The sequence below is a fragment of the Corynebacterium tardum genome (assembly GCF_046717785.1).
Taxonomy (GTDB): Bacteria; Actinomycetota; Actinomycetes; order Mycobacteriales; family Mycobacteriaceae; genus Corynebacterium.
The window spans coordinates 906,143-932,514 of record NZ_CP177104.1; the positions used below are offsets into that span (position 1 = coordinate 906,143).

Genomic DNA, 26,372 nt, shown 5'->3' on the forward strand with positions numbered 1-26,372 from the left:
GCGCACTGCGCAAGGCGGCCTTTTTAGGTGCTGGATGGCTGTATCCGGGGCCCGATGGGTGGGCTAAGACGCAGGGCCTAGAGCACGTGGAGGGAGGCCACGGCGAAGCCAGAGTCCTCCACGGGATTGCCGTCGGAGTCCTTGTACGTGAAGGTAAAGCTCAAATCAGTGTGGCCGTTGATATCGATGGGCATCTTCAGCGCCTCGTCAGCGCTGACCTCGAAGGTGTTGAGCTCTTCGCCGTCAGGGGTGTTGATGTTGACCGTGGCGGTCTGGGCGTCCTGATTTACGCGGTCATCCACGAAGCCATAGACGGCAATGAGCTGGCTGGCGTCGTCGGTCAGCTTTACCTCGGCAACGTTGGTGCTGCCGCCCTGAGATACGTAGGAATCAGGGAACTCAATTCCGGAAATGGTGACGGTATCGGCCTGCAGATCCGTATCGATGCTGCCGTGCAGGGGCAGCGGTGAGCCCTCAACTGTGGTTGTGGACTGTTGCGCCGACGAGGCAGACGAGTCCGACGCAGAGCCCGAGCCCGAGGAATCGCGTCCCCAGATAAACCAGGCGCCCACGCCCAGAACGATGGCGAGGACCACCAGGATGGCCAGAAGGGCGCCGATTGCCGCGCTGAAGCGGCCCCTGCCTTTCGCCGGTGTAGCGGTAGGGCCCTGCTGCGGGCGGCCCGCAGCAGGGTTAGGAGGCGGCGGTGTCGGCTGGCCGCCGGGCTGCGCCGGTGCGCCACCAAACGCGGGCCGGGAGTTCGCACCACCCGGACGCGCGCCGAACGGCGGCTGGTTACCCGCGCCACCGAACTGCGCACCGCCGCCCACGCCAGACGACGGGCCCGGAGAACCAAACCCGGAGGAGGGGGAACCAAACCCGGACGGGTTGCCGCGATTGTTCGAAGAGGAGCCCGACGGGCCGGAAGGAAACGTCATGAGAGAAAGAACACCTTTCCGCAAGTGAGGGTCTGTCCCTAACAACTTAAACCCAAAACCCACCCGCGTGTGCACCACAGCAGAAAATAAGGGGCATTCCCCGCGCGATGGCGGTGGCTTAGGGAGCACACGACGGCGCGCAGTATCTTGGTAGTACAGACAAGGCCACAGCGAACATGGAGGATTCGGTGACTGATCCATTCCACAACCAAGGATTTGGCTCGCCCCGCCCGCAAGGATGGGGCGACAACGCCGCGCCGCGCAATCAGGAGACCCACCCTGAGACCGCGGACTTTGAGGCAGCGCCGCCCACCCAGCAGCGTCCCAACAGCTACGCGAATAGCGAGCCTCAGCATTCCAATCCCTTTGCCGGCAACGGCGGCCAGGCCCTACAGCCGGAGTATGGCCAGCCCTCCGGGCAGCAGCCCGGCGGCGCCTACCCCTCCGGCTACGCGCAGAGCGCGCCGTCGGGTGAGGGCCCGGGTAACGGCGGCAAGGCGGTGCTCATCGGCGTGCTGATCCTCGCCGTGCTCTTGGTCATCGCGGCGCTGGCCTACATCCTCTTCTTCAAGAACTCTGGCACCGATGAGGCAGCGCCCGCCCAGACGAGCACCGCGGCGGAGGCAACCGGCCAAGCCCAGGATTCGGCCGCTGCCACCACCGAGGAGGCCACCGCGTCCTCGGAGGAACCGGCCACGACCTCCACGGCGAAGAAGCGCCCGGAGCACCCGCAGCTGCCCAACGGCGCGGTGCCGGTCAACGACGCCGCACGCAACAACGAGCCGGCCGGAAACTTCAACAGCGTCTACCGCGACTCCGCCCTGACCACGGCGCCGTTTGCGGAGGTCGTGCGTGATGAATACGTCAAGCACTACCTAGAGACCCGGGAGCTCAACGCCACCATCGACGCCTATAGTCCGATCACAGGAATCACCTACACGATGACCTGTGCGGATAACGGGGAATTCGTTACCTGCAAGGGCGGCAACAACGCGATTGTGTACATCCTCTAATGCGCTCTCTGCCGAATTCGCCGCGGGCGAAGAAGCACACAACCGTTGTCGCTGTCGCTGCCGCCGCGGTGCTGCTGAGCGCGTGCACCATCGGTGATGTCTCTGCGCCGGAGCCGGCATCTGACTCGGAGGCCGCCGGTCCGGAGCCCACGCTTTCGGTCGGCTCCTCTGCCGCACCGACCGCCCACACAACGCATCCGGAGGACACCCCAGTGAGCACCGCACGCACGCCCCAGGAAGCCATTGAGGCCATCGTGGCCGACAACCCAGGCACCGGGATAGCGGTAGCGGGTGGAGGCGAGGTCGTTAGCGCGGGCGTTACACAGCCCGTAGCGGCGTGGTCGACGGCGAAGGTGCCGCTGGCCATCGCCGCGGAGCGCGCCGGGGTGGCGGACCCTGAGGTCGTATCGCGGGCCATTACCTTCTCCGATAACGCGGCCGCCGATACGCTGTGGACTAGCCTCGGGGGCGGCCAGCAGGCGGCACAGGCAACCCAAGCCATCATCGGAACGGCTACGGTTCCGGCCACGCCGCCGCGCGAAGGTTTTAGCGCATTTGGCCAAACCCAGTGGTCGGTGGCAGACCAGGCGGAGTTTGCGGCCTCCCTGGGGTGCCTCGACGGCGCCGAGCCCGTCCTGGCCGCTATGGGAGTGGCCGATCCCGCGCAGGCCTACGGCCTGAGCACCCTCGAAGGCGCGCTGAAGAAGGGCGGCTGGGGTCCCGGCACCGACGGAAGCTACGAGGCTCGGCAGATGGGGCTGGTCACCTTGAGCGGTAAGACCGTTGCCGTGGCCATCTACGCCAAGGCTCCCACAGGAGACTACGGTCAAGCACAACAGATGCTCACGCGGCTTGCCCAGCAGCTGGCGGCTGCCGACGTCACCTGGCCCGAGGCCGACTGTCAACAGGCGGCGGTGTAGGCCGCCGCCTTCTGACGCGCCCGGCTAGTTGCTCCAATGGACATCGAACGTGCCGGCGTCGCCGTCGATGTCATAGTCGTTTCCGCGGATGCTGAGAATCAGGCCGGAGGAATTTCCGTTCTCCGGGTTGAGCACGTCGACGCTAAACGTGTCACCACCGCCCTTCGCCGGGCCAAAAGCGGCACCCTTGGGCCAGACCCCGCGGTAGTACAGTCCGCCCGCCTTGTCGCAGATGACGATATACGCCTGAGGATCACTGTCAGACTTGGCAGCGAAGACCATGTCCTCGTCGTTCTGGCAGCGGGCACCAGGCTGGCCGGACCAACCGCTGGCTGCAAGTCCCGCCGGACGATCGTCCGAGTCCTGCGACTGAGTGCGGGTGGAGGTCTTCTTCGCAGGAGAAGAACGAGTCGTCGGCGGCTGCGGGGACGGGTTCTGCACAGCGCTCTCTGCCGGAGGCGTCGGACCGGAAGCCTCGGTGTCCGGAGACTGCGAAGCTGCGCCCTGCGCCGCGGAGTTGCCGGCGTTCTCGGGAGCGGAGGTCGGGGTGAAGCTCTTCGCCACGGCAGCGCCGCTATCAGCGCCGCCCGGCTGATTCTGGCTGGCGGAGCGGGCGTCGTTCCAGATGACCACTCCGGCAATAACGAGCGCGAGGAGGATGGCTATGGCACACACGACCGGGACGAGGCTGCGTTGACGGGGTTGACGGGGTTGATTCGCAGGATTGGGTACAGGAGCTGCCGACGCCGGGGTGGGGGTAGGCGGCGTCGGCGTTGGTGGCTCGGAGAAAGGGTTAGTACCAAATCCTGGGGTGGTCATAGAATCCTTGGAAATCAGCGTGAGAACAACACGTAGCATAACGGGTGTTGCCCGCGGGGCTGGAACCGCGGGGGATTACCCTCCATTCGGGGGAAGAGGGGCCGGGGGATCCTTGTCACACGCTGCGCTTATGGTGCAATGGTGCAGTGACTAATTCCTATTTCGCCGAGTGGCTAACCCAACACAAGCGCTGCACAGACGTGTATCTGCTGGGTGAAGGCGGTATGGGACAGGTCTTTCACGCCACCGAGCCGGACTTGGCGCGCGAGGACGCCGTGAAGTTTTTGCTGGAAGGCGTTGGCGATGAGGCGTCGACCGCCCGGTTCAACAATGAGATGCGAGCGCTGACCAAGATTGGGCAGCACCCCGGAGTGGTGAAACTCTATTCCAAGGACACCACGCCGCAGGGCGATGCGGCAATGTTCATGGAGTACGTCGATGGCGGAACTCTGGCCCAGGCCATCCGGAACCGCGCCGAGACGCGCACCGGTTTCTCGATGGCGGAAGTGGTCTACTACCTTCGGCCCATTGCCGCGGCGCTGGACTACATGCACCATGAGCTAAGCCCGGGGTGGGTCCACCGCGACCTCAAACCGGCTAACGTGCTTCTGCGCCGCAACCCCGGCTCCTTGGCGCCGGCGGTACTCAGTGACTTCGGCATCAGTATCCAAGAGGGCCAATCGCGCATGACCAAGATTGGCCATATCGTGGGCACCGAGAAGTATGCCGCCCCGGAGAACAACGGCCAAGCGTATGGCGACGACGACTTATCGGCGCGGGCGGACGACTATTCCTTGGCGCTTATCGCGTTTGAGATGCTTACGCTGCATCATCTCAAGGACACGATGCCGCGCAGCGAGTGGTGGGGAACGCGGCGCGTGCCGGACCTGACCAGCGATGCCTTTGCAGCGTTCCTCGAGCCGGGGACTGCTCGCGTTGCCGGGCAGGTGCACCAGGTGATGGACAAAGCCCTCGATAGCGTGCCTATGCGGCGTTTTCCCAAGGCGATGGACTTCATCGACGCGCTAGAGCGCAGCGCTCAGGTGGGCAGCGGTGAGGCGTCGGCAAGCGCGGCTACTGCAGAGCATGCGCCGGCCCCGCAGTTCCAGTACGCTGCGAATCCGTTTCACCTCAACTCCGCGCAGCGCCCTGCCTACCACCCACAGAATGTTCAGTACGACGGCGCGGTGACACCGTCTGGGAATGCTGTGTCCTTTGCCGCCTCGCCCGGTGCTCAGAGCAGTCCCGTAAAGAAGGACAGCACCAACGCGCTGATCATCGCCATCACCGTCGTGGTCATCATCCTCATCGCGTTGGTGACGTGGGCCATAGTGGCGTAGGGGCGGCCTAGACCGCACCGAGCGCTGGCCTAGCGCGGCGCAGAACGCTGCAGCCGCTACACTGTGTGTAGTTTCCGGTATGGCCTTTCGCCATGCCTGCCGCGCAATTCGGAGGTGTCCCGCACATGAGCCAGCACGAATCCCGTCCCCAGCCAGGGCAGCACACAGGGCCGAGGCTGCGCATTGATGACCTGATTGGTGGCGTGCGGATCATCGCTCCGGGAGAGGAAATCGTCGTCGGGCGTGCCGGTGACTTCCGCGTCGGCGAGGACGACTTGTCACTGCATCGCCAGCTTTTCCAGCTCTGGTACAGCGGCCAGGGCTGGATGATCACTAACATGGGGCGCCACATTCCGCTGCGCATTGACCTGCGCGGGGTCAGCGGGTTTTCCCGCATCGACCTCGGCCCGCGCGCGGTAGCTGCTGTGCCGCCGGGGCCGTCGCGCATCACGTTCGAGACCCCCGAATGCCCCTATGAGCTTTACCTCGACGTCGAAAACGCCCACAACGCCCGCCGCACCCAGCGCACGTATGAATTCGATGAGGATGAGCGCACCCGCACCCGCCACGTCCCCAACGACGAGCAGGAGGAGCTGTTGCGCCAGCTAGCCAGCTACCTGCGCAAGCCCGGCGCCACCGACGCGGACATTCCTTCTGTCCGGGAGGTCGCCGAGGCCCTGGGCTGGACGGAGAAGAAGACGAACCAGAAGATGGATCGCTTGGTCGAAAGCCTCAAGGCTGATGGGGAGAAGGTGTACAAGCCTTATAAGACCTACCTCGCGCACTACGCGCTGCAGCGACTGCGCTAGGACTTCTTCGGCGCTTTCTTCCGCGCCGCGGCGGCTGCGGCGGCGGAGGAGATGGAATCATTGCGATTCTTGAGCAGCTCCAGCGTCTTCGCCTCCGCATCGGCAGGAGGGGTGGAGCCGAGGACGGCCAAGGCGGCGTCCGCCAACATGGCGGACTGCTCAGGCACCCGCTGCGAGGCATCGAACGGGGCGGTGCCGTCGTTGGGGCGCATCTCGATCACGGAGAGCGCGATGTGGAACGGCAGCTCAATGCGCGGGTCTTCCGCACCCACGATGCCGGCGGCGGCGGAGCGGAAGTGCTCCCGCAGCTTGTCGCGCTGCGCGTGGAACTCACCAAACTCCGGGGAATTAGCCACCGGGAGCTGGTACAGGCGGCCGACGTTCCACGCTGAGGTGAGCAGCAGGCGTGACTCTGCGGCCACGAGGGACCACAGGCGCTGGGCGGAATCCGCGTCGGAGGCGGCAAGCTCTTCTGCCAGCTCCAAGGAGGGCTCAATCGTGGCGTTGAGCAGCGTGAGGAAGATGTCCGTCTTCGAGGGGAAGTGGTAATACAGGGAGGCCTGGCGGATACCTACAGCGTCCGCGATCTGGTGCGTGGACGTGGTAGCAAAACCCTGGGTGGTAAAAAGCTCCGAGGATGCGTCCAGGATCTCCTCACGCGCGGTGTTTCCGCGGCGGCGCGGACTGTTCTTGCGCGGCCTGCCTACCGTACCTGCCATGCGGCGAACTCCCTTCGACGAGGATCAGACAACAACTATTTTCAACTCCGCTATCGTACTCCGCGGGGTGCAAAGAATTTAATTCGGTCCCGTACGCGCTCTTAGCTCCTACCGACCACACTACCGTGCCGGGCCACAATCGATTCGACAGCAGCGGAGACGGTACGGCACGCCGAGCCGTAGGCGGTGCGATCCAGCGGAGCGAGGTCCGCCAGGGTGACGCTGTGCTTGTCGACGCCATCGTGCCACCGCCCCAGCTCTAGCGCCACACCCGTGCCCCACGCCAGCGTGAGGCCCTCGGCTTCACCGGTAGTGAGCAGCTCGCGCTCTACGCCGATGGCCAGGCGGTCCGGGGTGGGGCGGGGCGCCGGCGCAGCCCACCGCGCGAGAGCAGCCACCGGTGCCAGCAGCGATGGGCGCACCGCGACCCGTGCGGTGCGGTCCGGTAGACCATCGACCAACTGCAGCGGGGCCGGGCGCTTGGCCAGGGCGTCCGCATAGAGCTCGTCCTCACCACCAGTACCCAGCGGAAGTCCCGCGTCGGCGCGCGTGGCGGCAGTCTCCTCGACGGCCGCGCAGCGCAGTCCGGCGTCAGTAATCACGCTTAACAGCTGTTCGTCGTGGCCTAGTCACGTGATGCGCATGGAAGGCAGCAGGTCGCCGCGGGCAGCCGGGCCGGTGAGGCGGACAGAGCTAGACAGCCCTGGCGAGCGCACCACGTCCGTGACAATCCGTGAAAACCACGCGGCCAACTCCACACCGTCAGCGCGGTGCTCGGTGGCGTTGCGGATAAGTGACTGGGCCTCCTCCAGTACTCCCCGGGCATGGGCAGGGGAGTGGCAGCGGGCGGCTAGCTCGCTTAAGTCAGTCAGTGACTCGTGCAGCGACATGAAAGTGGTGCCCCTTCTATCGAGCGGATCGTTCTAGCCCTTCAATCTAGCACTGGATGTTAGCTGGCCAGAACAGATTTGCTGGTGTGAAAACGACAACCGCCGCCTTGCCTCCACGGTGAGCGGAGGAAGGCGGCGGTTGGGAAGCTCTTTTGTCCTGTCCTAGTGAGTCACGAGTACAGCGGCAAAAGTGCGCTGTTGAAACCAGCTAGTGTTTAGCGGGACGTGAACGGCAGGAGAGCCATTTCGCGAGCGTTCTTGACGGCAGTAGCAACCTGGCGCTGCTGCTGCGGGGTCAGACCGGTGACGCGACGGGAGCGGATCTTGCCACGATCGGAGATGAAAAGACGCAGGGTCTTCACCTCCTTGTAGTCGACCTTCTCAATGCCTTCGGCCTTGAGCGGGTTCTTCTTCGGGCGGCGGGTCTGCTCCATACGGAACTTCTTGTGGTTATTACGCTTGACAGCCATTGTGTGGTTACCCCTTTACCAGCTGGACTTGCGAACGCCCGGCAGCTCACCACGGTGAGCCATGCCGCGCATACGGACACGGGACAGACCGAACTTGCGGAGGTAACCGCGCGGGCGGCCATCAGCTGCATCGCGGTTACGGACGCGGACGCGGGCGGCGTCGCGCGGCTGACGGTTCAGCTCGAACTGCGCGTCGAGGCGCTCGTCGTCCGGCGTGTTCGGGTTCTTGATGATTGCCTTGAGCTCAGCGCGACGCTCCGCGTAGCGGGCGACGATTTCCTTGCGCTGCTCGTTCTTGGCGATCTTAGACTTCTTAGCCATAAATTATCGCTCCTCGCGGAATTCGACGTGCTTGCGGACAATCGGATCGAACTTCTTCAGAGTGATGCGATCCGGGTTGTTGCGCTTGTTCTTACGGGTCACGTAGGTGTAGCCGGTGCCCGCAGTGGACTTCAGTTTGATGATTGGACGGATGTCATTACGTGCCATCTTTAGATCTTCTCCCCACGTGCGCGAATCTTGGCCACAACGGACTCGATGCCGTCACGGTCGATGATCTTCATGCCCTTGGTGGAAACATTCAGGGTGATGGTACGGCCCTCAGAGGGCAGGTAGTACCGACGACGCTGCACGTTGGGGTTCCAACGGCGCGAGGTGCGGCGGTGCGAGTGCGAGACCTGCTTGCCGAATTCCGGCTTGCGGCCCGTTACCTGGCAAATAGCCGACATGGGTCTTCTTTCTCCTAGCCGCCCACATCGAAAGCGACTAACGGAGTGCCTATATCCGCGGTGAGGCGCGGCGCTCTAAAAAGTGAGGTTGAGCAGGAGGCATATATCCGTTGAACACCAGTTGATGGGGCGTAAAACGATTACTTTGACAACAGCAAGGGGAAATCTTACATGCCAGCTGGCGCAGAACCTAATCGCTGCCTCGCATCCCCCGAGTCGGCGCGATAAAGGGATAGGGAAGCGGTTGCGGGACGGGGATTTAGCTTTTTAGCCGTAGACCTGTAGGATATCTCAAGTTGTCGGCTTAAGCCGCACAGTTTGTAAGCATTGAGACCCAACTCGGGCACGATCCACACCCAAGGCGTGTGGAACCGACCCGAAGTTCAACCCTGAGGGAATCGACATATGAAGAAAGATATCCACCCGGATTACCACCCGGTGGTCTTCAAGGACGCCGGTACCGGCCACTCCTTCCTGACCAAGTCCACCGCCACCTCCGAGCGCACCGTTGAGTGGGAAGACGGCAACGAGTACCCGCTCATCGTCGTCGACGTGACCGCTGAGTCCCACCCGTTCTGGACCGGTGCACAGCGCGTCATGGATACCGCCGGCCGCGTTGAGAAGTTCAACCAGCGCTTCGGCGCAATGGCCCGCCGCAAGAAGAAGAACGCGTAAGGAGGATAGGAAAAGATGGCAACTCCTAAGTTTAAGAAGTCCCGCGCGAACACCCACTCTCGCCGTTCCCAGTGGAAGGCAGACAACGCTGCCCTCCAGGAAGTCACCATCGACGGCCAGACCGTGCGCATCCCGCGCCGCCTGGTCAAGGCTGCCAAGCTCGGCCTCGTCGACGTGGAGCAGTTCTAAGCCCATTGTGCCCGCTGTGGCTTAACGCGGCTTAACGCTTTCATACAGAGCGCAACCCCGGAATCGTCCCGTGTAATGGCGGACTTTCCGGGGTTGTTGTCGTTTTATACTTATGTATTTTCCTAAAAGTGCTTCGTGAATACAGTGGTAGTGCCGTGAGGGGGGAATTTAAGGGGGCAAAATCTTACGTGAAACTTCGTGAAAATGCCCTGAATAAGCCATAATTGACACCATGAAGATTCTAGTCGTGGATGACGAGCAAGCTGTACGCGAATCCCTCCGCCGATCCCTCAAGTTCAATGGCTACGACGTCGCGCTAGCTGCTGATGGTGTCCAAGCGGTCGAGGCCGTACACAGTGACAACCCAGAGCTGCTCATCCTCGACGTGATGATGCCCAACATGGACGGCCTCGAAGTGTGCCGTACCTTGCGCAGCGAGGGATGGGACCGTCCCATCCTCGTCCTCACCGCGCGCGATGGAGTCTCGGACCGCGTGGCCGGCTTGGACGCCGGTGCGGATGACTACCTGCCCAAGCCCTTTGCGCTCGAGGAGCTGCTCGCTCGCGTGCGCTCCCTCGTCCGGCGTGCCGCTGCTGATTCCATCGGCGCCAAGCCTCCGGCAGAGACCCAGCTGAGCTTCGAGGACCTCAAGCTCGACGCCGATACGCGTGAGGTTACCCGCGGTACCCGCCAGATTTCCTTGACGCGTACCGAGTTTGCCCTGCTGCACCTGCTGATGAAGAACCCACGCAAGGTGCTGTCCCGCAACACCATCCTCGAGGAGGTGTGGGGCTACGATTTCCCCACCTCGGGCAACGCCCTCGAGGTGTACATCGGTTACCTGCGTAAGAAGACCGAGGAAGACGGCGAGTCTCGCCTTATTCACACCGTGCGTGGCGTGGGCTACGTGCTGAGGGAGGCCACCGCGTGATTTTGCGAAGGCCCGTGCCTGGCGCGGTGCCTTCTGAAGCCGAGGAGGCGGCCCCCGGGCTCGCCCTCTCCTCCCGCCGCCGCGGGTTCGCTTCACGGGCGCCGTTGCGCTGGCGCTTGTCCTTAGTCACGGGCGCCGTCGTGGCGATTTCCGTGGCGCTTATGACGCTGGTGACCTATTGGTTGGTTGCTGCGTCCATGACAGCGAGCGTGGACAAGCAGATGGAGCAACAGGCCGATCTGCTGATTCACCAGGCGCAGGATCCAGTGTTCATGCAGAACATTGATCAGGAGATCGCGTCCTTCAAGCTGTATAACCCTTCCACGCGGGTTTCTATCTCCCCGCCGGAAGGAATGTTCACCTACGGTGACGCGCTGCCGGTGGGCGGAGACTTCAAGCGTGACGGTGACACCACCGAGACCTCGATCCGCACGGTGAGCGGCGAGCGCGTGGTGGCCAAGCGTCAGGACGACGGGGCCGTGGTGGTCCTAGCCAAAGTGCTTTCCTCCACCGAAGACCTGATTTCTGCGGTGGGTTCCGTGCTGCTGATTATCGTGGCCTTCGGCGTGCTGCTCGCCATCTTCGCCGGCATGGTGGTGTCCAAGACGGGTATGCAGCCCATCGCCCGCCTGAAGCGCGCGGCGGACTACGTGACCCAGACCAATGACCTGCGCCCCATCGAGGTAGAGAACAACGACGAGATGGCGCAGCTGACCGTCTCCTTCAACCGAATGCTCTCTGCCTTGCAGCACGCGCGGGTGCAGCAATCGCAGTTCGTCGCGGACGCCGGCCACGAGCTGAAAACGCCGCTGACGTCGATGCGCACGAACATTGAGCTGCTCATGATGCTCAATAAGTCTGGCGGCGGTTTCGGCATTAGCGCCGAGGACCGGCACGATCTTGAGGAAGACGTGATGGCGCAGATGTCTGAGTTGTCGACCCTCATCGGTGACCTCGTTGACTTGGCGCGCGAAGACGCCACGGAGAAGGAACCGGAGCCGGTGGAGCTCCACGAGGTGCTGGAGAATTCCCTCAACCGCGCCCGGCGGCGCCGCCCGGACGTGGACTTCCGCGTGCGGTTTATTCCGTGGGAGTTGGACGGCGACCCGTTTGCGCTGGGCCGCGCCACGCTGAATCTCATGGATAACGCGGCGAAGTGGTCGCCGTCGACAGGCACGGTGCGTGTGTCCATGCGCCAGGTGGCCCCGGACAAGGTGTGCCTGCGCGTGGATGATTCTGGTCCGGGCATCGCTCCGGAGGAGCGCGAGAAGGTCTTCGAGCGCTTCTACCGTTCTGCGGAGGCTCGCTCGATGCCGGGCTCTGGCTTGGGCCTGGCCATTGTTAAGGCGGTGGTGGAGCGCCATAAAGGTGACATCACCATCAAGGAATCGGCCGATGGCGGTACCCGCATGGAGGTCATCCTGCCAGGCAAGCCGGGCGAGGGTGAGGCCATGGTTGACGGGTTGGAGGAACAGCCCAATGATTTCGATAACTATGAGCAAAAGGACCGCGGAGCCATCTTCGCCGAGCGGTGGTTCAACCAGGGTTAAGCAGGCGGCGTGACGCGTGTGCTTGGCGACGTTAAGCTGGCTAACACCCCAGGTCACTCCATACAGGAAACGTTCAGCTTTTCCTAGCACACTTGCAGTGGAGTAACAGACGCGCGTCAGCACGATGGTGCAGACTAAGAGGCATGAACATGAGGAACTCGAACATGGATAACCCGCAGGGCAACGGCGCACACAACGCAGCTCGCAATGAAGCTCAGAATGCGGCCCACAATGCAGCTGGGAACTCTGTGGGACACAACGGTGCCACCTCGTCGAATGGATGGAACCAACCGCGCTCCGACACCAGCGCAGGTCAGTCACACAGCCAGCAGGCTGGTCAGGTGCCTTACGCAGGGCACACCCCCTATTCCGGCCAGCAGCCGTACGCCGGCCAGGTGCCGGGTAACCAGGGGCGCGCCACCGGCTTCGGTGGCCAGCCGGTACCCGGCCAGCACACCCAGGGGCAGCAGACGCGGGAAATTCCGGCGTATGCAGGGCAGCCCTACACCGGGCCTCACGGTGCGCAGGGCCTGCAGGCCCGGATTGCGGAGGAGCCCAAGAAGAAGCGCTCCGTAGGACTGGGCACTGCCTTCATGATGCTGGTTGGTGCCGTCGCTGCCGGTGGTGTCACAGGTGCCGTCGTGGGGGCTGCGGCCAACGACAATGATTCCACGGCCACGGTCAACGAGGTCCTGCAGAATCAGCCGGTGGCCAACAGCACGGGCAAGGAACCGGCGGATGGCTCGGTCGAGGCAGTGGCGGCAAAGGTGCTGCCTGCAGTGGTGTCCATCTATAACCTCAACCCCAGCGGCGGGGCAGAGGGCTCCGGCTCTGTCATTTCGCCCGACGGCTACGTGCTGACTAACCACCACGTGGTCGCCGGTGCGGACCACGGCGGCCACCTTGAGGTGACCATGAACGATGGCTCCCGCCACACCGCCACGTTTGTGGCCTCCGATGCCACGACAGACGTTGCCGTGATCAAGATCGACGACGTGAAGGATCTGCCGTACCTGCAGTTTGGTGACTCCGACGCTGCGACGGTGGGACAGCAGGTCGTCGCCGTGGGCTCCCCGCTGGGCCTGAACGCGACGGTGACCTCCGGTATCGTCTCGGCGAAGAACCGCCCAGTGCGCGCCTCCCAGGAGGGAGGCGAGTCCTCGCTGATCGACGCTATCCAGACCGACGCCGCGGTCAACCCCGGTAACTCGGGTGGCCCGCTGGTGGATATGGACGGCAACATCGTGGGCATGAACTCGATGATTGCGTCGCTGGCAAGCAGCGTGAGTGGTGAAGGCGGCTCCATTGGCTTGGGCTTTGCCATCCCCTCCAACTTTGCCAAGCGCATGGCCGATGAGCTCATCAACAACGGTGAGGTCAAGCATCCCACCTTGGGCGTGAAGGTGCGCGCGCAGAGCGACGTCTACGGCGCGCAAATCGTGGAGGTCGAACCCGATAGCCCGGCGGACAAGGCAGGACTGAAGTCCGGAGACGTGGTCACCCGCGTTAACGATCGCCTCATCGAGAGCTCGGACTCCCTCATCGCGGCCACCCGTTCCCAGGAGTTCGGCGCGAAGGTCACGCTGGAGGTCAAGCGCGAGGATAGCGATGAGACTCGTCAGGTAGAGGTAACGCTGGCAAGCGAGTAAGTTAACAGTCAGCCGGCGGTGTCGCGTACACCGCACTAAGGGGCGCCCTGTGGGGCGCCCACTCAATTCAGAGAGCACGACACAGGCACCGACACCTTCCACCCACTAAGGAGACCTCCCGTGGCAGAGAACAACGACGCGACCAAGCTGCTGGGGCGTGATGCCTCGCACGAGCTGGATAACGTCACCGAGCCCGATGATGCATTTCTCATTGCGAGCGAGCAGGAGCAAAGCGTTCAAGCGCCGCGCCGCGCGCTGGTTGTTATCGTGACGGACCATCCGGATGACTCTGCGCAGGATACTTCCCGCCTGGCGGGTGAGCTGCTCACAGAGGCGGACTTTACTGTCGACGGTGCTGTCATTGTGAAGTCGAAGAAGTCCAAGATTCGCCAGGCCATCGAGACCGGCGTGGTCGGCGGCGTCGATCTTGTCCTCACCATTGGCGGTACCGGAGTGGGCCCGCGAGATAAGACCCCGGAGGCCACGCGGGCAGTGCTGGATCAGATGGTTCCGGGAGTGGCGCAGGCGCTGCGCTCTTCCGGGCAGGCCTGCGGCGCGGTCGATGCGTGCACGTCGCGCGGCATCTCGGGCGTTTCCGGCTCCACGGTGATCGTCAACGTGGCGTCGTCGCGTGCAGCCGTGCGCGATGGCATGGCCACGCTGACCCCGCTGGTTCATCACCTCGTCGATCAGCTGCAGAAGACCAGCGTCTAATGCCGCAGGAACACCGTCCGGGGCGGGGGCCGCGACAGCGCCGCCGCGCTACCCGGACCTCCACCGCGGAGAACTACGACCGCAGCTTCGACACCCCCACGGGCCCAGGTGCTGCGGGAGTATTCGCCGGGCAAGGTCGTAGCGGGGATGACGAGATGCGCTCCGTCGTCTTTGACGACGCCGACGTGGCGTCAGCTGCCGCGGCGGGCGAGGACGACCCGACCGGGGAGGCCTTTTACCGCGAAAATATTCCTCCGCACTTCGGAACGACGCAGTAGCGTCTCTCCAATAGCGTCATTACAAACGCCACTAAGCGTCACCATAGGAAAAGCCGCATGTCCCACGTGGGGAGCATGCGGCTTGTTATATATGCAGTGCCGGCGGGGGCTTACTTCGCGGTCGGCGGGGTGGTGCCGGTTCCGGTGGAGCCAGCCTCAGTGCTGCTGGTGCTGGTGCCGGTGCCGGCGGTGGTGCCGTTCTGAGCTGCGAGCAGGTCACGGATGTCGGACAGCAGCTGCTCGGTGGTCGGCGCCGGCTCCTCTGGGTCCACACCTTGGCGGCGCTTGGCGCGCTCGGTCAGCGCGTTGATCGGGGCAACGATGCCGAAGTACACAACGGCAGCGATGATCAGGAAGTTGATGGCGGCGGTGATGACTGCGCCGAAGTCTAGGAAGGTGTCCGGGCTATCGGTGATAGCGAAGCCTAGGCGGCCCACGTCGGCCGAGCCTACAGAGTTAATCAGCGGCCGAATGAGGTGGTCGGTCACTGCGGTGACGATGGCGGTGAATGCGGAACCGATGATGACAGCGACGGCCAGCTCGATGACGTTGCCGCGCATGATGAAGTCTTTAAAGCCCTTGAGCATAGGTATCCCTTTTCTGACTAGGTGAAAACTCGTGAAAGTGGTGAAAACACTGTGGAGACGAACCGCGCGGGGGCGCTGCTGCGCAGGCCGCGATAAGGGAGCCGTGCTGCACCCAGAATCCGTGCGGTCAGCACATAGAGTAGTACGCACAAGTTGGCGTCACCAACATGTGCCGAGCGTGCGGGCTAGCCAGAGGCGCGGTCGCCGACGATGACGACGGTAAGAGGTCGGGCCAGGGAAGCCGCCGCCACTGTCTCTGCTGCCTGCGCAGGTAACGCTACGAGCAGTGTGGTGCGCCGGCCGCTGTCCTCTGCCGCACCTACCGACACCACGCGCGCTCCAGTAGCGATGGTGGAAGCTGCTGCATCGAAGACCGCGCCGTTAGCGTCAACGTCAGTCACCGGAGCAGGCGCGGGGCCGGGGCCGGCGTCGCCGGCGACGATGTTGACGGTATCTCCATGGTGTAGGTTGCCGGCGATCTCCGGCTCCGCCAGTGTGATGGGGATAAGGTGTGCTTCCTCCATCCCAAAGTTGGCGACCAAGTCGGCGCTGAGCAATCGCGTGGTGGTGAGGATTTCTCCGGCCCCGGCGGAGGCCACGAGCACGCGGCCGACGGCTTGTTCGGGATTGCTGCCCAGGGCCGTGGCGGGCAGTGCGGAGGAGGGGATGCGGGCCACGGAGACGTCGCCCAGCACCAGCTCTTGCCCCGCCGCCACGTCGCGCGCCAGCACCACCGTGCGGGGCTGCTCCTGGGCGGCCGTCACCGCGCTGATCGCTGCAGCCAGCAACAAGAGTAAAGCCACCATGCGCCGCACAAGGACGCTGCGCCGGTGGCCCGGGGTGCGCAGGACGGAAAGCAGGTTCATGTCCTTCTTAGACTGCACCCAGGGCGACACGGTTCCCGGCCCGCAGCGATTGGACTTTAGAACCAGCGCAATTCCTGCTCCGTGAGGACGCCGTCCACGGGCCGGTCGTGGTCATCGAAGGGGACCGCACGCACCTCGGAGGAGTGCACGAGGGCGACTACCGGTGGGCATCCCGCCGGCAGGGGGTCAAGCGCACGATCGTAGTAACCCGCGCCCTTGCCTAGGCGCATGCCGCTGCTGCTGACGGCGAGGGCGGGGGCGAGGATGAGGTCGAGCTCTGCCAGAAGTGCGCTGGGGTGGCGTTCTCCGACCGGTTCCGCAATGCCCAGCGCACCGGGCACCATGTTCTCGGCGCCGGTATACCGCGTCCACGTTAGCTCCCCTGCGTCACCGGAAAGGGGCAGGTAGACCTCGCTGCACAGGGCGGCGACGGTGTCGACAAACTGCGGACCGCCGGGCTCGCTGCCCAAAGGAGAATAGGCGGCCACCCGCATGCTCGGGGTGAGGAGCTCGCGCACTCCCTGGCACCACGCCGCATTGTCGGCGGCGCGCTGCTCCGGGCTGCGGCTGCGGCGGGCGCTGGTTAACTCTTTCCTTACAGCGTCCTTGGCGGAAGTTGTCATGGATATAAATCATAGATGCACCGCGTAGCGCACCGCAGGAGTGCGGAGGCCGCATTGTAGACTGGCCTTTATGGCTATTGCACACGAGGATTCCCAATCCGGAATCACTACGGTTGTTGTCCCCGCTGCTGGCTTGGGTACCCGTTTCCTGCCAGCCACCAAAACCGTGCCGAAAGAACTGCTCCCCGTTGTGGACACGCCGGGTATTGAGCTCATTGCGGAAGAGGCCGCATCTGTGGGCGCTCGGCGCCTAGCAGTCATCACCGCCCCGAATAAGCAGGAAGTGATGCGCCACTTCGAGGCCTTCCCGGAGCTGGTGGAAACCCTGGATGCGCGTGGCAAAGACGAGCAGGTGGCAAAGGTCAAGCGCGCCGGGCAGCTCATTCACCCCATTTCCGTGCCGCAGGAAAAGCCGTTGGGCTTGGGCCACGCTGTGGGCCTGGCGGAATCCGTGCTGGAGGAGGACGAGGAGTTCTTCGCCGTTATGCTGCCGGATGACATTGTGCTTCCCGCTACGGTGATGGGGGAGATGGCACGCGTGCGCGCCGCACTGGGCGGCAGCGTGCTCTGCGCCTTTGAGGTCTCCCGCGAGGAGACTTTCAACTACGGCGTCTTTGACGTGGAGGACACCAATGTTCCGTGCGTGAAGAAGGTCGTGGGCATGGTGGAGAAGCCGGATCCGGAGGATGCGCCGTCGAACCTCGTGGCCACGGGACGCTACCTGCTGGACCGCAAGATTTTTGACGCGCTGGGCCGCATCAAGCCCGGCAAGGGCGGGGAGCTGCAGCTTACCGATGCCATCGAGTTGCTCATCCAGGAGGGCCACCCGGTGCACGTGGTGGTTCACCAGGGCAAGCGTCACGACCTGGGTAACCCGGGCGGCTACATCCCGGCCAATGTGGACTTTGGCCTGCACGATAAAACGTATGGTCCGGCGCTGTACAAGGCGCTCAAGCACATTTTGAGTGAGTATGAGGCAGAGAAGGGCCTGACGGACAGCTAGACTCGAGGGAAGATTTCCACGCTCCGATAGATCCCAGAAGAAAGGGCAGGCGGTTCATGCGTTCGGTCGATGACCAGCTGGCGTTCATTCTTGATGCGGCGGTGACTCCGGAACCCGTGCGCATCGCAATTGCGAACGCGCTGGGGCTCAAGTGCGCCGAGGAAGTGCAGGCCAACCAGCCGCTGCCGGGATTTCCCCAAGCGGCCATTGATGGCTACGCGGTGCGTGCCGTGGACGTGGGCGGCGAGAAAGCATTGAAGGCGCGTCCCCGGCCAGCCGGTGATGCCGACGATGCCACTGCAGAGCAGGAATCGGCAGAAGTCGAGCGTTCCCTTCCAGTGGTGGGCGAGGTTCCAGCAGGTTCCCGTCAGCCGCTGCGCCTGCAGCCCAAGCAGGCGGTGCGTGTGTACACCGGGGCGCCGCTGCCGACGCTTGCCGACGCCGTCTTGCCCCTCGAATGGTCCGACCGCGGACGCAAGCGCGTCACCTCGCACCGTCCGGTGCGCTCGGGTGACTTCGTCCGCCGCGTGGGCGACGACATTCAGCCGGGCGATGTGGCGGTGTCGTCCGGAACAATCCTGGGGCCTGCACAAATTGGCCTGCTCGCCGCCGTGGGCCGCTCCAAGGTGCTGGCCTATCCGCGCCCGCGCGTGACCATTGTCTCCTACGGCAAGGAGCTCGTGGACATTGACCGGGAGCCGGGATTGGGGCAGGTCTTTGACGTGAACTCCTATTCCTTGGCTGCCGCGGCGAAGGAGGCCGGCGCGGATGTGCACCGCGTGGGTATTGCCGCCGGCGAGCCGCGCCGCGTGCGCGAGGCGTTGGAGACCTACCTGTCCCGCAGCGAAGTCCTCGTCATCTCCGGCGCGGTAGGCGGCGCCGGCGCTGAGGAGTTGCGCGCTGTCCTCGATGAGCTGGGAGATGTTGATACGTCCCGCGTGGCCATGCACCCGGGTTCTGTCCAGGGCTTTGGCTTGCTGGGGGAGGAGCGTATCCCCACCTTCTTGCTGCCCTCGAATCCGGTGTCCGCGCTGGTCATCTTCGAGGTGTTTGTGCGGCCGCTTATCCGCGTGTCTTTGGGCAAGCGTAAGGGGCAGCGCCGCGTCGTGCGCGCCCGCGTGCTCAACCACATGGAGTCTCGTCCCGGGCGCCGCGGGTTTATCCGTGCCCGCTTGATGCGGGATGCGGAGACCGCCGACTATTTGGTGGAGGGCCTCGGCGGCGCAGCCGGTGCGCCGGCCCACTTGCTCGCCGGCCTGGCGGAGGCAAACGCCATGATCCGGATCCCGGAGGACGTAACTGAGATCCGCCCCGGTGACGTGGTTGACGTCCTGTTCTTGACCCAGCGCACCTAGGGCTATGCTCGATCCTTTTGGTACCGCCGCAGGGCGGATGGCGCACCCTGCCGTGGGGGAGGTGAATCCGGATCACCCGGGTTGGCCGGAGGCGACGCCGGCGGTGCGGCTGAGCCCCTCCGACGTTTTCCCGCGCGGTGCCCAGGTGCGCCTGCGCCCACTGATGCGCCGTGATGGCGAGGCGTGGCGCACCCAGCGGCGCGCCGACCGTGACTTTCTCAAGCCCGTGGAGCCTACCTTGCCGACCTCCTGGGAGGAGGCGCATAACCAGACCGCCTGGTGGAATCACCTCATGTACCTGCGGGAATCTGCCCGCGCCGGCACGGTAGTGCCCCTCGTTATTGAGGTGCAGGGCCGCTTTGCTGGGCAGCTAACCCTGGGAAATATCCAGCACGGCGGTGTCAGCGAATGCTGGGTGGGCTACTGGGTGCATTCCGCAGTCCACGGCGCCGGTGTGGCCACCGCTGCGTGCGCCCTAGGCGTTGACCATGCCTTCCACCGAGTGGGTCTGCACCGAGTGACGGCAACCTACCTGCCCGATAACCCGGCCTCCGGCAAGGTGCTGCACAGCAACGGCTTCCGGGATGAAGGGTTTCTGCGGCGCAACCTTCACATCGACGGCGCCTGGCGGGATCATCACTTCTTGGCTCTTAACCGCGAAGATTTTGCGTCCGGGGCGGTGGAGCGCCTGCGCGCCGCAGGGCGCGTGGACTAACCTTCGACCGACTCCACTCCGAGGTCGAATCAGCCCCCAGCGCGTCCGCGCGCTTGAGGGCTACTACCTCTGCTTTCACATGAGTCACAACCTTGTAATTTTCGGCCTGGTTGGCCCCATGCCGGCCCCGCGGAGCGATAGGGTGGTGGACGAGCTTTAGCTATATTCCGCCCCTTTTTCCCTTCGTCGACACTTGTGAAAGTGGGAATCCCTCTCATGATGACTACCGTCCCCATCATCCTCGTCATCGTCGTGTGGCTGTTCATCCTGGCTCCGATGCTGCTGCGTTCTCAGCGCCCGATGAGCCACACCGGTGAAGCCTTCGAGGAGACCCGCGTTCTCTTTGAGGGCGATTCGGGAGAGGTAGCTGGTCGCCGCAAGCCACGCCTGGGCAAGGGCGATGTGCGCGCGCGGAGCAACCGCGCGGCGGAGGCGGAGGAGAACTACGAGCTCGTCTCCGCAGATGAGGTGGACAGCGATGCCGCGAAGGCGGCCCGAAATTCCGACGGGGCCCAGGCGGGTGCCGAGGAGACCATCGAGGGCGAGCTGGTGACGAGTGGTGATGTCGACACCACCAACACCACCAACGATGCTGACGGCGCAGACGGCGCAGCCGGCGCGGATAGCAAATCCTCGGGGGCGGAGAAGAGCCGCACCGTGGGGGCACCTCAAGCAGAGCGCGTGAAGCCCATCGCGGCAGCCACGGCACATGACGCCGCTGATGACGCGGACGACGAGGACGAGGATGACCTCATTGTTGATGACGAGCCCACGCAGCTTGTCGACGGCGCGGATGCGGAAACTGCCGATTCTGCGGCGGCGGGTGATGTCGACGCCGTCGACGCGGAGGTGTTCACCATCCCGGCTGGTGCCACCGTGGCGGAGGACGCCTACGATCTCGACGACTCTTACACCTCCCCGGTCGATTTGATGTACCCGGGTGCAGTGGACGCGGAAGAGGAGAAGGCCGGCGCCGAGAACGAGGCCGACGACGCTGCCGCTTCGACTGCGGAAGGCTCCGCGGTACCGGTGAGCGCTGATAGCGCGGACGAGGACTCCACGCGCGATGTCGATAGCGCGGAGAACACCGAGCTTTCTGCGGAAGAGGTTGCTTTCGCGCAGCGCCGCTTGGGCCGCGGTGGCTGGGATCCGGTCAAGGAGAAGGAGGCGTCTGCTACCCGGTACCAGCGCCGCCAGCGCACCCTGATCGGTCTCGCGGTGGCTGTGGTGGCCACTGTGGCCCTGGGCATCGTCGTCGGTGGCTGGACCTGGTGGTTGGCCGCCATCGCGGGTGTTATCACCGTGGTCTACCTGGTTGCCTTGCGCGCACAGGTGCGCCGCGAGCAGGAGTTGCTGCGCCAGCGCGTCTATCACCTGCGCCGCGCCCGTCTGGGCGTGCGTCACGCGGACAACCCGGCGGAGACTCTGCCTCGTAACCTGCGCCGCCCGGGTGCCCTGGTGCTGGAGATCGACGATGAAAGCCCGGACTTCGACTACCTGCCCGTGCACGACGGCGATGACACCGACGGCGGCTTCGACGGGCCGCATGCCTCCTCGCGCCAGCGCCGCGATGACCTCGCAGCACGCCGCGTGGGCTAGTTCTCCCAGACCCCGGAGCAGCCGCGCCGGTGTGAGCCCACCAGGTGCGTATCGATCATGCCAATGGCTTCCATGAGGGAGAAGCACGTCACCGGCCCGACGAACTTGAAGCCGGCCTTCTTTAGCGCCTTGGACATGTCCACGGCCTCATCCGTGTACTTGGGAATGTCCTCGAGTTTTTCCGGCGCAAGTGTCTGCTCCGGCAGGAAGCTCCAAATAAACTCGTCCAACCCGCCCTCTTCGCGCAACGCAACGGTGGCCCGCGCGTTGGCGAGCGTGGCGGTGATCTTGAGCCGGTTGCGGATGATATCCGGGTTGGCCATGAGCCGTTCTACTTCCTCCTCCCCAAAGCTGGCGACGAGGTCGGCGTCAAAGCCGGCAAACGCCGCGCGGAAAGCCTCACGCTTGCGCAACACCGTGGCCCAGCTCAGCCCGGACTGGAATCCCTCGAGGCAGATGCGCTCCAGGAGCGCGGACTCTTCGTGGACAGGCATGCCCCACTCGGTGTCGTAGTACTCCTGCATCAGGGGTGAGGTCACCGCCCAAGCGGGCCGCCCGCGTCCCTCGGCGTCAAAGACCAATCCGGTCTCGTCGCTCATCTGTGTCTCCTCTCTGTGGTGCGGTGAGTCTGGTGTTGCATTGACGTGGTGAGTTTCGTGCGTGAGTGTCATGGACTTTTAGACTGTGCAACGTGTGCCCAGGTTCCCAAATGGTGTGGAAGTCTCACTAGCGGGGTGGGCGCTTTGGTTTCTACGGGGTGGCGCGTATCGCGGACTCGTGGTCGAGGAGGAAGCGTTTGGCCTCACTCCCGCCGCGGTAGGAGCCGATGGTTCCGTCGGCGCGCACGACGCGGTGGCACGGCACCACAATCGGCAGCGGATTGGTGGCGCATGCGCTTCCTGCCGCGCGCACCGCGCCGGCGCTGCCGGCCGCCCGGGCCAGCTGCGCATAGGTCCACCGCTCACCGAACGGAATGGTGGAGAGCGCGCGTTGGGCCCGGGCGCGGAAGGGAAGCGGTGAGGCAGTGGGGAGGTCGAGCTTCAGTGAGAAGCTGGTTCGTTGTCCCGCAAAGTATTCGGTGATCTGCCGGGCGGCGTCGGCCAGCGCTGGGCTTGGCTCCATCGCCGATAAATCGGGTGACTCGGTGCTGAAGTACACGTTGGTGAGGCCCGTGGAGCTGCCCACGAGGGTAAGCCGGCCCAGCGGGGATTCCACTGGCATCCACGTCTGCATGGTGCGAGAGTCCTTTCGTTCGCGCGTGGGCATCCAGGGTAGTCTATGAACCATGAATAACCCCGCCGTACGTGATGCCGCCCTGTTCATTTTTCGGGCTGTGCTGGGCACCATCTTCGTCGCGCACGGTGTGGACAAGATGTTTTTCGCCGGCATGGAAGAGACCACCGGACAGTTCTCTGCAATGGGTATCCCGCAGCCCCAGCTGTCGGCGTATTTGGCGGCGATCTCGGAGATGCTGGGCGGCGCCGCACTAGTCGTGGGGCTGCTCACCACCTTCGTGGCGGGCGCATTGGCCTTGCTGATGGCCTGCGCGCTGTACTTCGTGCACTTGGGCCACGGGCTGTTTGCCGCCGATGGCGGATTTGAATACCCCCTCGTCCTGATTGCGGGATTGCTCATGATCGTGGTGTTCGGCTCCGGCCGCGCCAGCGTCGATGGGGTGTTGAGCCGTGCTGACGCATGAGCAGGTCCAGGCGGCGATTTCCGCGCAGCTCGACGGTGAAGAGCCGCAGCTTGCGCCTGATGTAATTGAGGCGCACATCGCGCACTGTGCCGAGTGCGCCGCATTTCGGGACAAGGCGGCGGCCTTGTCCCGCTCCCTGAACTTCGTGGAACCAGACGGCGGAATGGCTCCGCCGAAGGATCTGTCTGACATCATTCTGGCCGGCGTAGAGCCGGAGTGGCAGCGCGCCTCGAGTGCCCGGCAGGCTTCGCTCACGCTGGCGCGCATCGCGCTGGGGCTGCTGGCTCTCGTGTTCGCAGTGTGGGCCGTGGTGGTCGTGGTGAGCGCCTCCGGACTGGCAACGACCGGCACGGAGGGCACCCTGGCTGCCGACGCCGACCCGGAGCGAGCCCGCTTGCTCATGGAGGCCGCCGCCTTGCGTTTTGCCTTGGCCAGCGGCCTGGGCTTCGCCGCGTGGCGGCCGGCGTCCGCCCCCGGTCTCATGCCGGTGGCCTGCACCATGTTCGCGTTCCTGTGCGGCTTTACCATGCGAGATTTCGCCCTGGGCACCGCCAGCGCCGGTCAGGTCTACATCTTGGTAGCCACCGGGCTGGCTACCGCGGCGCTGGGCTGGGCCTGGGCCGCCGACCGCGGGTTTGTGCCGCGCGAGGTCTTCCGGGGGCTAAGCGCCAACCCGCGCTAAGCCGCGGGCTGGGCGTAATCCTGGTTCACCGCCTGCTAGCGCCAGGAGGGCAGCCACATGAGGGACTGGTACCACGATTCCGGAATGGCATAGCCGTAGAGAATCGGGGAGAAGTAGATAAACATCGCCACCACCAGCGCGACGTAGCAGACCGCCACCACGGTGCCGACCGGGACCGAACCGCCGTAGAGGGAGCGGAAAAAGCCCCACTGCAGCTTGTGCCCGCGGCCGATCATCTGCCCCAGCGCCAAGGAAATTAAGACGATGACGAAGGGGATGAAAGCGGTGGCGTAGAAGAAGTACATCTGGCGGTCAAAGACTGTAAGCCACGGCAGGAAGCCCGCGGCCGCGCCGATGAGCGGGATGAGGAACGCACGGTTGCGGCGCACCAGCAGGGACCACAGGCCCCACAGCACCGCCGGGATAACCAGCCACCAGATGGCCGGGGTACCGAAGAGGAAAAGCATCTCGCGGCACGAGCCACCGCCCCGGCACGTGGCCTCCGTATCGGAGTAGTAGAGGATAGGGCGCGCAGCCACCAGCCATGCCCACGGCTTGGAATCCCAGGGGTGGTGATGCCCCGCCGAAGACGTCAACGAGGCGTGGAATTCCAGCACGGAGATGTGGTAGTGCAGCCATCCGGCTACCGGCTCAGGAAGATTGAGCAGCCAGGAACCGTCCTCAATCGTGCCGTCGACCTTGGCGTGGCGGTACACCGCGGTTTCGTCCGCAAACCATGCGCGCCACGACCACACATACAACACTGCGGGGAGGAGGACGAGGGAGGCCAGTGCGGCAGGCGTATCGCGGAGCAGGGTTCCGGTGACGTAGCGGCGCACCCCGTAAAGGCGGCGAAGGGCGAGATCAGAGAAGACGCTCATGAGGCCGAAGAACATGATGTAGTACAGGCCGGACCACTTCACCGACAACGTCAGCCCCAAGAAGATGCCGGCGGCAAAACGCCACCAGCGGAAGCCAAAGCGCGGACCAAACGGAGAATCCCCCATGCTGCCGTTGAGATAGGCCGCGTGCAGGCGCTCCCGCATCTGCTGGTGGTCACGCGCCAAGGACCAGGCGGCGGCGACGACGAAGAAGACCTGGAAGATGTCGAGCATGCCGAACTTCGAGGACACGAGCAAGACACCATCGCACACGGCGATAAGACCGGCCAGGAAGCCCACCTGCCAGGAACCGGAGACGCGGCGCGCTAGCGCCATGGTCAACAGCACCGTGCCCACGCCAAAGAGCGCTGTCATAAAGCGCCACCCCAGCGGGGTGTAGCCAAAGACGGCCTCCGAGATGGCAATGATCTGCTTGGCCAACGGCGGGTGGACCACCAGGCCGTAGCCCGGGTTGGTCTCGATTCCGCCGAGGAACAGGTTGGTCCAACTCGTCACGATGTCCCAGGCCTGCGGGACGTAGTGCTTCTCATCGAAGACCGGGGTTCCGTCAGAAACGCGGTCGGTGAGACCGACGTAGCGCGTAATTAACGCCAAGAGTGCTATCACCAGCGTGCTGATGGTATCTGCCCTGCCCCACACATAAGGGCGGGGTGCCGGCGGTGCTGGGCGTGGGTGCTCGCCGCGCTGCACGGGGCGGGCGGCGCGGTGGGGAGCGGGGGACGTTGCGATACTCACCCGGAAGAGTCTAGCGTGCGCCGCCGACAGGGTGTGCCATGCTGGGGTGTATGAGTATTCAGCTTGATCCCCTGCCGCGCGGTGTCATCCTTGCCGCCACTCCCTTGGGCAATCCGGGTGATGCCTCTGCGCGTCTCATCCACGCCCTGGCGAACGCCGATGTGGTTGCAGCGGAGGATACGCGGCGCGTGCGGAACCTCGCGCAGGCATTGGGCGTAGAGATTCGCGGCTCGGTGGTCTCCAACTTTGACCACAATGAGGCAGAGCGTTCGCAGCGGTTGGTGGAGCAGGCTCGTACCGGCAGTGTCTTAGTGGTCACTGATGCCGGGATGCCGTTGGTGTCGGATCCCGGGCACTCCATTGTCTCCGCCGCGGCTGCAGCGGGTGTGCCGGTGACCTGCTTCCCGGGGCCGTCGGCAGTGCCTACGGCGTTGGCCCTGTCTGGGCTGGGCGTGGGGCATTTTCTTTTCGACGCCTTCCCGCCCCGCAAACCCGGTCCGCGAGCGGCGTGGTTGGAGTCGCTGGTGGGGGAGCGCCGTGCCATCGTCTTCTTCGAATCCCCGCACCGCGTAGCGCAGACGCTGGGCGACGCCGCCCGGATCCTCGGCCCCGACCGCCCCGCCGCCGTCTGCCGCGAGCTGACCAAAACCTACGAAGAGGTACAGCGCGGCACCCTGGGGGAGCTTGCCGAGTGGGCCCAGGACAACGCGCGCGGTGAGATTACCGTTGTTATCGAAGGCGGGGCGGCGGAGCCGGCCTCGCTGGAAGAACTGGTGGCACAGGTCGTGGCCGAGGTAGGGCGCGGGGTGCGCGCGAAGGAAGCCTGCAAGCACGCGGCGGCAGGCACCGAGTGGTCCAACCGTGAGTTGTACGATGCGTATCTTGCCGCCCGCGACAAGGAGGCTGAGCAGTAGGGAGGCCGTGTCGGTGTCAGTGGTCGTATGTGGTGACCCGAAAATACGCGACTGTTACGA

At 64.5% G+C, this 26,372-nt stretch carries 33 protein-coding genes; 18 read left to right on the forward strand and 15 right to left on the reverse strand.

Going from position 1 to position 26,372, the window contains the following annotated elements; genetic code table 11:
• Positions 1-77: 77 nt before the first annotated feature.
• Positions 78-938, reverse strand: a complete 861-nt coding sequence (locus tag ACLI1P_RS04400) for a hypothetical protein (RefSeq protein WP_411709513.1) — start codon at positions 936-938, stop codon at positions 78-80.
• 188 nt (positions 939-1,126) lie between these two features.
• Between ACLI1P_RS04400 and ACLI1P_RS04405 the strand changes: the two genes are divergently transcribed.
• Positions 1,127-1,951, forward strand: a complete 825-nt coding sequence (locus ACLI1P_RS04405; protein ID WP_411709514.1) for a hypothetical protein — start codon at positions 1,127-1,129, stop codon at positions 1,949-1,951.
• On the forward strand, positions 1,951-2,871 hold the full coding sequence (locus ACLI1P_RS04410) for a hypothetical protein (RefSeq protein ID WP_411709515.1): 921 nt from the start codon (positions 1,951-1,953) through the stop codon (positions 2,869-2,871). The genes ACLI1P_RS04405 and ACLI1P_RS04410 overlap by 1 nt, the downstream gene beginning before the upstream one ends.
• A gap of 24 nt (positions 2,872-2,895) precedes the next feature.
• Here ACLI1P_RS04410 and ACLI1P_RS04415 read toward each other — a convergent pair whose 3' ends face one another.
• Positions 2,896-3,690 carry a hypothetical protein gene (locus ACLI1P_RS04415; protein ID WP_411709516.1) on the reverse strand — a complete coding sequence of 265 codons (795 nt, stop codon included), beginning with the start codon at positions 3,688-3,690 and terminating at the stop codon, positions 2,896-2,898.
• A gap of 146 nt (positions 3,691-3,836) precedes the next feature.
• Here ACLI1P_RS04415 and ACLI1P_RS04420 point away from each other — a divergent pair, with 146 nt between their 5' ends.
• Both ACLI1P_RS04420 and ACLI1P_RS04425 read left to right on the forward strand, forming a co-directional pair.
• Positions 3,837-5,030, forward strand: coding sequence for a serine/threonine-protein kinase (locus ACLI1P_RS04420; RefSeq protein WP_411709517.1), 1,194 nt, complete (start codon positions 3,837-3,839; stop codon positions 5,028-5,030).
• 125 nt (positions 5,031-5,155) lie between these two features.
• Entirely contained in the window at positions 5,156-5,839 is a 684-nt protein-coding gene (locus ACLI1P_RS04425; protein WP_411709518.1) for a DNA-binding response regulator, read from the forward strand.
• Here the strand turns inward: ACLI1P_RS04425 and ACLI1P_RS04430 are convergent.
• The 7 genes from ACLI1P_RS04430 to rpmB form a co-directional block, all read right to left on the reverse strand.
• A complete protein-coding gene (locus ACLI1P_RS04430) occupies positions 5,836-6,558 on the reverse strand; it encodes a TetR/AcrR family transcriptional regulator (protein WP_296133636.1) in 723 nt (240 codons plus the stop codon). The two genes, ACLI1P_RS04425 and ACLI1P_RS04430, sit on opposite strands and share 4 nt — an antisense overlap.
• 101 nt (positions 6,559-6,659) lie before the next feature.
• Entirely contained in the window at positions 6,660-7,160 is a 501-nt protein-coding gene (locus tag ACLI1P_RS04435) for a hypothetical protein (RefSeq protein ID WP_296133634.1), read from the reverse strand.
• A 27-nt stretch (positions 7,161-7,187) separates the two neighbouring features.
• The gene (locus ACLI1P_RS04440; protein ID WP_296133632.1) at positions 7,188-7,448 is read right to left on the reverse strand and encodes a hypothetical protein; all 261 of its coding nucleotides are present in this window, start codon (positions 7,446-7,448) and stop codon (positions 7,188-7,190) included.
• Positions 7,449-7,663: 215 nt separating this feature from the next.
• A complete protein-coding gene (rpsR, locus tag ACLI1P_RS04445; RefSeq protein WP_296133631.1) occupies positions 7,664-7,918 on the reverse strand; it encodes a 30S ribosomal protein S18 in 255 nt (84 codons plus the stop codon).
• 15 nt (positions 7,919-7,933) lie between these two features.
• Entirely contained in the window at positions 7,934-8,239 is a 306-nt protein-coding gene (gene rpsN / locus ACLI1P_RS04450; RefSeq protein ID WP_408930287.1) for a 30S ribosomal protein S14, read from the reverse strand.
• Positions 8,240-8,242: 3 nt separating this feature from the next.
• Entirely contained in the window at positions 8,243-8,407 is a 165-nt protein-coding gene (gene rpmG / locus ACLI1P_RS04455) for a 50S ribosomal protein L33 (protein WP_010187624.1), read from the reverse strand.
• Positions 8,408-8,409: 2 nt separating this feature from the next.
• Positions 8,410-8,646, reverse strand: a complete 237-nt coding sequence (rpmB, locus tag ACLI1P_RS04460; RefSeq protein ID WP_005279911.1) for a 50S ribosomal protein L28 — start codon at positions 8,644-8,646, stop codon at positions 8,410-8,412.
• Between the two features lie 405 nt (positions 8,647-9,051).
• On the opposite strand from rpmB, the gene ACLI1P_RS04465 reads away from it, so the two are divergent.
• From ACLI1P_RS04465 to ACLI1P_RS04495, 7 genes are all read left to right on the forward strand, one after another.
• The gene (locus ACLI1P_RS04465; RefSeq protein ID WP_070520710.1) at positions 9,052-9,321 is read left to right on the forward strand and encodes a type B 50S ribosomal protein L31; all 270 of its coding nucleotides are present in this window, start codon (positions 9,052-9,054) and stop codon (positions 9,319-9,321) included.
• Positions 9,322-9,336: 15 nt separating this feature from the next.
• Entirely contained in the window at positions 9,337-9,510 is a 174-nt protein-coding gene (rpmF, locus tag ACLI1P_RS04470; protein WP_296132105.1) for a 50S ribosomal protein L32, read from the forward strand.
• Positions 9,511-9,742: 232 nt separating this feature from the next.
• Positions 9,743-10,441 (forward strand): response regulator transcription factor, encoded by a 699-nt coding sequence (locus tag ACLI1P_RS04475; RefSeq protein WP_411709519.1) that lies wholly within the window; start codon positions 9,743-9,745, stop codon positions 10,439-10,441.
• On the forward strand, positions 10,438-11,991 hold the full coding sequence (locus ACLI1P_RS04480; RefSeq protein ID WP_411709520.1) for an ATP-binding protein: 1,554 nt from the start codon (positions 10,438-10,440) through the stop codon (positions 11,989-11,991). Before ACLI1P_RS04475 ends, ACLI1P_RS04480 begins: the two co-directional genes overlap by 4 nt.
• A 143-nt stretch (positions 11,992-12,134) precedes the next feature.
• Complete coding sequence (locus ACLI1P_RS04485) at positions 12,135-13,640, forward strand: S1C family serine protease (protein WP_411709521.1); 1,506 nt, start codon at positions 12,135-12,137, stop codon at positions 13,638-13,640.
• Positions 13,641-13,760: 120 nt separating this feature from the next.
• Positions 13,761-14,354 (forward strand): molybdenum cofactor biosynthesis protein B, encoded by a 594-nt coding sequence (locus tag ACLI1P_RS04490; protein WP_296132091.1) that lies wholly within the window; start codon positions 13,761-13,763, stop codon positions 14,352-14,354.
• A complete protein-coding gene (locus ACLI1P_RS04495) occupies positions 14,354-14,632 on the forward strand; it encodes a hypothetical protein (protein ID WP_296132088.1) in 279 nt (92 codons plus the stop codon). Before ACLI1P_RS04490 ends, ACLI1P_RS04495 begins: the two co-directional genes overlap by 1 nt.
• A 110-nt stretch (positions 14,633-14,742) precedes the next feature.
• On the opposite strand, the gene mscL is transcribed toward ACLI1P_RS04495, so the two are convergent.
• The 3 genes from mscL to ACLI1P_RS04510 form a co-directional block, all read right to left on the reverse strand.
• Positions 14,743-15,219 (reverse strand): large-conductance mechanosensitive channel protein MscL, encoded by a 477-nt coding sequence (gene mscL, locus ACLI1P_RS04500; RefSeq protein ID WP_306507671.1) that lies wholly within the window; start codon positions 15,217-15,219, stop codon positions 14,743-14,745.
• Between the two features lie 185 nt (positions 15,220-15,404).
• A complete protein-coding gene (locus tag ACLI1P_RS04505) occupies positions 15,405-16,085 on the reverse strand; it encodes an SAF domain-containing protein (RefSeq protein ID WP_411709522.1) in 681 nt (226 codons plus the stop codon).
• Positions 16,086-16,141: 56 nt separating this feature from the next.
• On the reverse strand, positions 16,142-16,708 hold the full coding sequence (locus ACLI1P_RS04510; protein ID WP_296132079.1) for a 5-formyltetrahydrofolate cyclo-ligase: 567 nt from the start codon (positions 16,706-16,708) through the stop codon (positions 16,142-16,144).
• Between the two features lie 70 nt (positions 16,709-16,778).
• On the opposite strand from ACLI1P_RS04510, the gene ACLI1P_RS04515 reads away from it, so the two are divergent.
• From ACLI1P_RS04515 to glpR, 4 genes are all read left to right on the forward strand, one after another.
• Positions 16,779-17,711, forward strand: a complete 933-nt coding sequence (locus tag ACLI1P_RS04515) for a UTP--glucose-1-phosphate uridylyltransferase (protein WP_408930290.1) — start codon at positions 16,779-16,781, stop codon at positions 17,709-17,711.
• A gap of 56 nt (positions 17,712-17,767) precedes the next feature.
• Positions 17,768-19,066, forward strand: coding sequence for a gephyrin-like molybdotransferase Glp (gene glp / locus ACLI1P_RS04520; RefSeq protein ID WP_296132073.1), 1,299 nt, complete (start codon positions 17,768-17,770; stop codon positions 19,064-19,066).
• Between the two features lie 4 nt (positions 19,067-19,070).
• Positions 19,071-19,781, forward strand: a complete 711-nt coding sequence (locus ACLI1P_RS04525; RefSeq protein WP_296132070.1) for a GNAT family N-acetyltransferase — start codon at positions 19,071-19,073, stop codon at positions 19,779-19,781.
• A gap of 216 nt (positions 19,782-19,997) precedes the next feature.
• Positions 19,998-21,380 (forward strand): gephyrin-like molybdotransferase receptor GlpR, encoded by a 1,383-nt coding sequence (gene glpR, locus ACLI1P_RS04530; RefSeq protein WP_408930292.1) that lies wholly within the window; start codon positions 19,998-20,000, stop codon positions 21,378-21,380.
• Here the strand turns inward: glpR and ACLI1P_RS04535 are convergent.
• Both ACLI1P_RS04535 and ACLI1P_RS04540 read right to left on the reverse strand, forming a co-directional pair.
• Positions 21,377-21,979: a DNA-3-methyladenine glycosylase I gene (locus ACLI1P_RS04535; protein WP_296132065.1), complete on the reverse strand. Its 603-nt coding sequence runs from the start codon at positions 21,977-21,979 to the stop codon at positions 21,377-21,379. The two genes, glpR and ACLI1P_RS04535, sit on opposite strands and share 4 nt — an antisense overlap.
• 151 nt (positions 21,980-22,130) lie before the next feature.
• Positions 22,131-22,646 carry a methylated-DNA--[protein]-cysteine S-methyltransferase gene (locus ACLI1P_RS04540; RefSeq protein WP_296132062.1) on the reverse strand — a complete coding sequence of 172 codons (516 nt, stop codon included), beginning with the start codon at positions 22,644-22,646 and terminating at the stop codon, positions 22,131-22,133.
• Positions 22,647-22,665: 19 nt separating this feature from the next.
• On the opposite strand from ACLI1P_RS04540, the gene ACLI1P_RS04545 reads away from it, so the two are divergent.
• Both ACLI1P_RS04545 and ACLI1P_RS04550 read left to right on the forward strand, forming a co-directional pair.
• Complete coding sequence (locus ACLI1P_RS04545; RefSeq protein WP_296132059.1) at positions 22,666-23,079, forward strand: DoxX family protein; 414 nt, start codon at positions 22,666-22,668, stop codon at positions 23,077-23,079.
• Entirely contained in the window at positions 23,066-23,761 is a 696-nt protein-coding gene (locus ACLI1P_RS04550; protein WP_408930293.1) for a zf-HC2 domain-containing protein, read from the forward strand. The genes ACLI1P_RS04545 and ACLI1P_RS04550 overlap by 14 nt, the downstream gene beginning before the upstream one ends.
• 35 nt (positions 23,762-23,796) lie before the next feature.
• On the opposite strand, the gene ACLI1P_RS04555 is transcribed toward ACLI1P_RS04550, so the two are convergent.
• Positions 23,797-25,353, reverse strand: coding sequence for a dolichyl-phosphate-mannose--protein mannosyltransferase (locus ACLI1P_RS04555; RefSeq protein ID WP_408930955.1), 1,557 nt, complete (start codon positions 25,351-25,353; stop codon positions 23,797-23,799).
• A 95-nt stretch (positions 25,354-25,448) separates the two neighbouring features.
• On the opposite strand from ACLI1P_RS04555, the gene rsmI reads away from it, so the two are divergent.
• Positions 25,449-26,312, forward strand: a complete 864-nt coding sequence (rsmI, locus tag ACLI1P_RS04560) for a 16S rRNA (cytidine(1402)-2'-O)-methyltransferase (protein WP_408930294.1) — start codon at positions 25,449-25,451, stop codon at positions 26,310-26,312.
• Positions 26,313-26,372 lie beyond the last annotated feature (60 nt).